Source organism: Burkholderia sp. Cy-637 (assembly GCF_011753175.1).
Lineage (GTDB): Bacteria > Pseudomonadota > Gammaproteobacteria > Burkholderiales > Burkholderiaceae > Burkholderia > Burkholderia gladioli.
In genome coordinates, this window is the sequence record NZ_VWWC01000099.1 from 21,165 (window position 1) to 27,540 (window position 6,376).

Genomic DNA, 6,376 nt, shown 5'->3' on the forward strand with positions numbered 1-6,376 from the left:
GTCCAGCATCGCGCGCGAAGCGTTGCGCTCGTTCGAGGCGCGCGCGGCAAGTCCTGCACGTCGTTCCGGCAACGTCGCGGCCGATCGCCTCCCTGGCTCGCGACGCGGCCATTTCCATATCCCTTGTGTATTGAGGAGCAGTTCGATGGCCAATCTGAAGCAGGAAGCCGCCTCGGGCGATCTCGATCTATCGATCGCCGCGATTCCGGAGCAGGCCCGCATGCCGGCTTTCTCGCTCACCATGGCCTGGTGGGCCGTGTGCAGCGCGGTGTTCTATATCGTCGTGGGCGCAACCCTGGCGCTCGGTTATGGCGCGCGCAACGCGCTGATCGGGATGGCCTTGTCGGTGGTGGCCTATGGCCTGGTCAACTCGGTGATCAGCCGGTATGCCGTGCGCACCGGGCTGTCGGTCGCGCTGTTCTCGCGCGTGCTGTTCGGCAGTTCGGGCGCCGCGCTCGCCACCCTGATCTTCTTCGCGACCGCCATCTACTACGCGGTGTTCGAGGGTTCGGTGATCGCCGTGGCGGCCCATACGCTGTTTCCCGTGCTCGACTACCGATGGGCCGCGCTGATCGTGGTGGCCTACAGCGTGCCCCTGGTGTTCGGCAGCGTGCAGCACTGGCTCGACAAGTTCAACGGCGTGCTGCTGCCCTTCTATCTGTTCGGGCTGCTGGCGGCCGTGGTGCTGACCACGCACGAATACGGCTACAACGCCGCCTGGCTCGATTTCGGGCCCAAGGGCGCGGTGCCCGCCAACGGCTGGTGGAACTGCTTCGTGTACTACATGGGCGTCTGGGTGCTGATGATGTTCACCTTCGACTATGCCCGCTTCGGCCGCCGCGAGGACGCCGTCTATCACGGCCGCTTCAACTTCGGCATGCCGTTCTACCTGGTCACCTTCCTGCTGAACGGCGCGGTGGGCATCTATCTGGTCAGCACCACGCCGGGGCTCGGCACCTTGTCGGAAGTCTCGGTGGTGCTGGCCCTGCTCAAGCTGATGGGCATCTGGGGGCTGCTGTTCGTGTGGGTGACGCAATCGCGCATCAACACGGCGAACTACTACCTCGCCGCCATCAACATGCAGGCCTTCTTCGGCAAGCTGGCCGGGCTGCGCGCGCCGAAATTCGTGTGGGTGCTGGTGGTCGGCGCCGTGGTCTATGCGCTGATGATGGCCGACGTGTTCTCGAAGATCCTCCAGGCACTCGCCTACCAGGGCATCTTCGTGGTCGCCTGGGTGGGTGTCGCGCTCGCGCATATCCTGTCGACCCGTTACGACGAACTGGTCGGCGAGACGATCGAGTATCGCGATTCGCATGTCCCGGCCTTCAATCCGGGCGGCTTGAGCGCGTGGCTCGCGGGGGCCTTCGCCGGCCTCGTGCTGATGAACATGACGGGCACCGCGCAGTCGCTGTCGGCGCCGGCGAGCTTCGCGGTGTCCTGGATCGTCTATCGCGGCATGCTCGGCTCGGCGAAACGGACCTGGTTCGTGCGCGGCTGAGTTCAGGCCGTGAGCGGCTTGCTCATGAAGACGCGCTTCATGCCGTCCGGCTCGCGGTGCGTCTCGACGTAGCCGATGCGCGTGTAGCGCGCGATGTTCTCCGTCATGGTCTCGTTCGTGTAGAGACGGATGACGCAGTAGCCTGACGCCCTGGCCGCCTGCTCGGCGTATTCCAGCAGGTGATGCCCGAGCCCGGTTCCCCTCGCGGCAGAAGCGACGGCCACGTTGTGCAGCAGCATCGCCTCCGCTTCGGGGATCAGCACCAGCAGGCCCTGGACGGCGCCGTTGGTCTCGACGACACGGACCCGGCCGGCGTCGATCAGGACCGCGTAATCGTCCAGCATCGGGCCGGGTGGCCTGCCCATTCGTGCGATGTAGGGCGAGTAGGCCTGCTGGACGATTGCCTCGATGGCCTGGCGATCGGCTGGTGTGGCTGGGCGGAGAGTCGGATGCATGGGGTGCATGGGGTGCATGGGGTGCATGGGGTGCATGGGGTGCTTGGGGATGGATGGGGACAGGTGCCGAGGTGATCGATGCGGGGGCCCGGGAGCCAGGCGTCACCCGCCCTGATGCGCTCCCGCCGCCGTCCGACAGCCGGACGCCCGCGCGGCATTTATAATAGCGACCTTCCATGCTGGCCAGCCTAACGATAAGGGCGGCGATGCCCGCATGGCGCGGCTTTCGCACCAACCAGCCGCCGGCGCCGCCAGGGTGGATCCGGAACGTTTTTTGCAGCCGGATCGCTCGAAGCGGGAAAGCGCCTCGGCGACAGGCGCCTCGAGACGGCGCGCCGAGCGGCCCGGCCTGGTCAGTGTGCAGCCCCGCGTACCGTTTTTCCGGCGATGAATGCCTTGCATCCCCGATGCCAGGATGGCGAACCCAGCCGCCACCGGCATGCCGGCCCACATACGTCACAACATCGCCACGGCTGCGTGGCGACCGCATTCGAGTACTCATGTTACGGCTAAGCGAAGTCAAACTGCCCCTCAATCATGCCGAGAGCGATCTCGATGACGCGATTCGCGCGCGCCTGGCCGAACTCGGCGTGGCCGTGGACGAGCCGCTGCGCTACACGGTGTTCCGCCGCGCGCACGATGCCCGCAAGCGCGCCGACGTCAAGCTGACCTATATCGTCGATCTCGAGGTGAAGGACGAGGCGGCGGCGCTCGAGCGCATCGCCGGCAAGCCGAATTGCGGCCCGACGCCGGACATGCGCTACCACTTCGTCGCCAAGGCACCGGAACACGGCACGGCCTTGCGCCCGGTGGTGATCGGCATGGGCCCCTGCGGCCTGTTCGCCGGGCTGCTGCTGGCCCAGATGGGATTCCGCCCCATCATCCTCGAACGCGGCAAGGCCGTGCGCGAGCGCACCAAGGACACCTTCGGCCTGTGGCGCAAGAGCGTGCTGCATCCGGAATCCAACGTGCAGTTCGGCGAAGGCGGCGCCGGCACGTTCTCGGACGGCAAGCTGTACAGCCAGATCAAGGATCCGCATCACTATGGCCGCAAGGTGCTGGACGAGTTCGTCAAGGCCGGCGCGCCGGAAGACATCCTGTACCTGAGCCGGCCGCATATCGGCACCTTCCGCCTGGTCAGCATGGTGGAGAAGATGCGCGCGACCATCCACGAACTCGGCGGCGAGGTGCGCTTCGAAACGCGTGTCGACGACATCGAGATCGAGCAGGGCAAGGTGCGCGCGCTCAAGCTCTCGAACGGCGAGACGCTGCGCTGCGACCACGTGGTGCTGGCCGTGGGCCACAGCGCGCGCGACACCTTCCAGATGCTGCACGATCGCGGCGTGTTCATCGAGTCGAAGCCGTTCTCGCTGGGTTTCCGGATCGAGCATCCGCAAGGGCTGATCGATCGCAGCCGCTTCGGCAAGTTCGCGGGCCACAAGCTGCTGGGCGCGGCCGATTACAAGGTGGTGCATCACTGCAGCAACGGGCGGGCCGTCTACAGCTTCTGCATGTGCCCCGGCGGCACGGTGGTGGCGGCCACCTCCGAGCCGGGCCGCGTGGTGACCAACGGCATGAGCCAGTACTCGCGCGCCGAGCGCAATGCGAATGCGGGCATCGTGGTCGGGATCACGCCGGAAGATTATCCGGGCGGGCCGATGGCCGGCATCGCGTTCCAGCGCAAGTGGGAAGAGCGCGCGTTCGAGCTGGGCGGCGGCGATTATCACGCGCCGGGGCAGTTGGTCGGGGATTTCATCGCCGGCCGGCCGTCCACCTCGCTGGGCTCGGTGGTGCCGTCGTACAAGCCGGGCGTGCGCCCGACCGACCTCAGCACCGCGCTGCCGGATTATGTGATCGAGGCGATTCGCGAGGCGCTGCCGCAGATCGACAAGAAGATTGCCGGGTTCGCCATGCACGATGCCGTGTTGACCGGCGTGGAGACGCGCACCTCGTCGCCGATCCGCGTGCGGCGCAAGGATGATTACCAGAGCATGAATGTCGAGGGGCTGTATCCGGCGGGGGAAGGTGCGGGTTATGCGGGCGGGATTTACTCGGCGGCGATCGACGGGATCGAGGTGGCGCAGGCGGTGGCCTTGAGCATCACGGGGGCGAGTGCGTCTTGATTTGGCGGGAGCGGCGAACCAAGGTCCATCGGTTCGCCGCCCCCTTTGTCTCGGCCGGAGGGCAGGAAAATCAGGCTTCCGGCATGTCGTATTTCGGCGATATGCCGAATTTGCGCATGTAATCACGGCTGAACTGCGCGGCACTTTCGTAGCCGACTTCAAATGCCGTCGTGGAAACCGAAAGCGCGCCAGCGCGCAACAAACGGCGCGCCTCCATGAGTTGCAGGCCCTTTCGATGAGCGAATGCGAGCCTGCATGGCAACCACTGAATCATGCGCCGAGTGTTCTCGATGCCCTACTTACTCGTGGCCGGCAATGGCATGCGGTACATAAGCAGCCTCGAGTGCATTGATGTCTTCCGCACTCAGCTTGACGTCGAGCGCCGCCACCGCATCGTCGAGATGCCGCGTCCTGGATGCACCGACAATCGGAGCTGACACGCCATCCTTGGCCAGCACCCAGGCCAGCGCAACCTGAGCCATCGGCACGCCACGGGCCTTTGCGACTGCCTCGACAGAATTGATCACGACATTGTCGGCCTCTTCCGTTGCCGAAAACAGCGTTTTCCCAAAAGCATCCCCCTCACTGCGCTTGGTCTGTTCGCCAATCGGGCGAGCAAGGCGCCCCCGCGCCATGGGGCTCCACGGCATCAACCCAACCCCCTGATCGCGGCACAGCGGGATCATCTCGCGCTCTTCCTCGCGGTACAGCAGATTGACGTAGTTCTGCATGCTGACAAATGGCGTCCAGCCATTGAGGCGTGCCGTCTCCTGCGCCTTCGCGAACTGCCAGGCGAACATCGACGATGCCCCGATGTAGCGAGCCTTGCCGGCCTTCACGACATCATGGAGTGCCTCCATGGTCTCTTCGATCGGGGTAGCGTAGTCCCAACGATGAATCTGATAAAGATCGACGTAGTCAGTACCCAACCGCTTCAGGCTGGCATCGATCTCCGTCATGATCGCCTTGCGTGAAAGGCCTTTGCGATTGGGCGCGGCGCGACCCTCCAGCATTTCCGGGGGGAGGAAAACCTTGGTGGCAATCACGACCTCTTCGCGACGCGTGAATTCCCGCAAAAGCTTGCCGACGATCACCTCGGACGTGCCTGCTGAATAAGCGTTGGCGGTATCGAAAAAGTTGATGCCGAGATCGACCGCGTGCTTGATGATCGGCCGGCTGTCGGCCTCGCCAAGCGTCCATTCGTGAACGCCGGCATTGGGCTCTCCGAAGGTCATGCAACCGAGGCAAAGTCGCGAAACGTCGAGGCCGGTCGAGCCGAGCTTGACATAGTCCATGAAGCTACTCCTTGTTGAGCGCCGAAGCGGCGTGAGATATCAGGTTGGACTGAATGCTTCCATGAGATCGCCCGTCCCCAACGAAAGACCACCCGCGGAAAGCTCGGCGCGCAGCATATCGAGCAGACCCGGGAAACGGGCGTCGATATCCGCGCGGCGCAGATGAGAAGTTCGACGATTGCCGTAGTCCGTCTGATGAATCAGTCCCGACTCGCGCAGCACACGAAAATGATGCGTAAGCGATGCTTTCGAGACGGAAAAACCGAACGGGGCACATCCACATTCGGCGCCGTCGGACAGAACCGACAGCTTGGCAACGATTTCACGCCGGAGTGGATCGGCCAGTGCAGCCAATACGGCCCCGAGCTCGATGTCGTCAATCGGCGGTGCAGGTAAGGTTTCGGGCATGTCTTCCTCAAGGTATGGATCGGATCGTACCTTTGGGAGAGGTATGATGCAAGCCATACCTTATGAGAGTGTGGTTATTCGCCTGTCCGGACTCGCCTCGAGATCCCACCGACAACAAGGTCATGATCAACTGGCGAACAAACGGGCGCCGGCCCCGGTCGCCCGCATACCGGGTGCATATATCTCGCCCTGGTGAGTTGAGCATCGGTGATGTCGCCACGCCTGCGCATCACCTGAGAAGCATCATGATGTCCCCGGCCGAACGGCCAACTCCGCGCCCCTTCCCCATCCCACTGGTAAATTCCCCTGCCAAGGCAACTTCTCCCGGCCAAATGAGCACGCAATCCACCGACGTCACGACCAACCACACGCGATGATGCAGCAGTGCCTGCGCCTTATCTGACAAGGCCTGAAGCCCAAACCTACGCCAAGACCTACACTCGCGCATTTCCGGATCGGCGGCTATCGACTGCGGATTCAACCCGTCGATGCAACATACTTGGAGCTGCGAAGCGGCAAGGAGTGTTGTCATGAAACAGAGACGGCGGATCTACTATACAGATAGCCAGAAGGCGTTAATGTGGGAGCGCTGGCGAA

6 protein-coding genes are annotated in these 6,376 nt (G+C 63.9%); 2 read left to right on the forward strand and 4 right to left on the reverse strand.

Annotated elements, in window-relative coordinates:
- Positions 1 to 145: 145 nt before the first annotated feature.
- Positions 146 to 1,498: a cytosine permease gene (locus F3J10_RS23110; protein ID WP_167243072.1), complete on the forward strand. Its 1,353-nt coding sequence runs from the start codon at positions 146 to 148 to the stop codon at positions 1,496 to 1,498.
- Between the two features lie 2 nt (positions 1,499 to 1,500).
- Here the strand turns inward: F3J10_RS23110 and F3J10_RS23115 are convergent, their stop codons facing one another.
- Positions 1,501 to 1,953 carry a GNAT family N-acetyltransferase gene (locus tag F3J10_RS23115; protein ID WP_167243073.1) on the reverse strand — a complete coding sequence of 151 codons (453 nt, stop codon included), beginning with the start codon at positions 1,951 to 1,953 and terminating at the stop codon, positions 1,501 to 1,503.
- A gap of 500 nt (positions 1,954 to 2,453) precedes the next feature.
- On the opposite strand from F3J10_RS23115, the gene F3J10_RS23120 reads away from it, so the two are divergent.
- A complete protein-coding gene (locus tag F3J10_RS23120; RefSeq protein ID WP_025101151.1) occupies positions 2,454 to 4,076 on the forward strand; it encodes an NAD(P)/FAD-dependent oxidoreductase in 1,623 nt (540 codons plus the stop codon).
- A 70-nt stretch (positions 4,077 to 4,146) separates the two neighbouring features.
- On the opposite strand, the gene F3J10_RS23125 is transcribed toward F3J10_RS23120, so the two are convergent.
- Genes F3J10_RS23125 through F3J10_RS23135 form a run of 3 tightly spaced genes read right to left on the reverse strand, consistent with a single transcriptional unit; the run spans position 4,147 to position 5,779 of the window.
- Entirely contained in the window at positions 4,147 to 4,350 is a 204-nt protein-coding gene (locus F3J10_RS23125) for a helix-turn-helix domain-containing protein (RefSeq protein WP_025101150.1), read from the reverse strand.
- A gap of 25 nt (positions 4,351 to 4,375) precedes the next feature.
- On the reverse strand, positions 4,376 to 5,371 hold the full coding sequence (locus F3J10_RS23130; RefSeq protein ID WP_167243074.1) for an aldo/keto reductase: 996 nt from the start codon (positions 5,369 to 5,371) through the stop codon (positions 4,376 to 4,378).
- A 39-nt stretch (positions 5,372 to 5,410) separates the two neighbouring features.
- On the reverse strand, positions 5,411 to 5,779 hold the full coding sequence (locus F3J10_RS23135) for a helix-turn-helix domain-containing protein (protein WP_084152604.1): 369 nt from the start codon (positions 5,777 to 5,779) through the stop codon (positions 5,411 to 5,413).
- Positions 5,780 to 6,376 lie beyond the last annotated feature (597 nt).

Bases quoted from the DNA above. Each gene is read 5' to 3' on its own strand.
- F3J10_RS23110 (WP_167243072.1), top strand. From the start codon at position 146: ATGGCCAATCTGAAGCAGGAAGCCGCCTCGGGCGATCTCGATCTATCG.
- F3J10_RS23135 (WP_084152604.1), bottom strand. From the start codon at position 5,779: ATGCCCGAAACCTTACCTGCACCGCCGATTGACGACATCGAGCTCGGG.
- F3J10_RS23130 (WP_167243074.1), bottom strand. From the start codon at position 5,371: ATGGACTATGTCAAGCTCGGCTCGACCGGCCTCGACGTTTCGCGACTT.
- F3J10_RS23115 (WP_167243073.1), bottom strand. From the start codon at position 1,953: ATGCATCCGACTCTCCGCCCAGCCACACCAGCCGATCGCCAGGCCATC.
- F3J10_RS23125 (WP_025101150.1), bottom strand. From the start codon at position 4,350: ATGATTCAGTGGTTGCCATGCAGGCTCGCATTCGCTCATCGAAAGGGC.
- F3J10_RS23120 (WP_025101151.1), top strand. From the start codon at position 2,454: ATGTTACGGCTAAGCGAAGTCAAACTGCCCCTCAATCATGCCGAGAGC.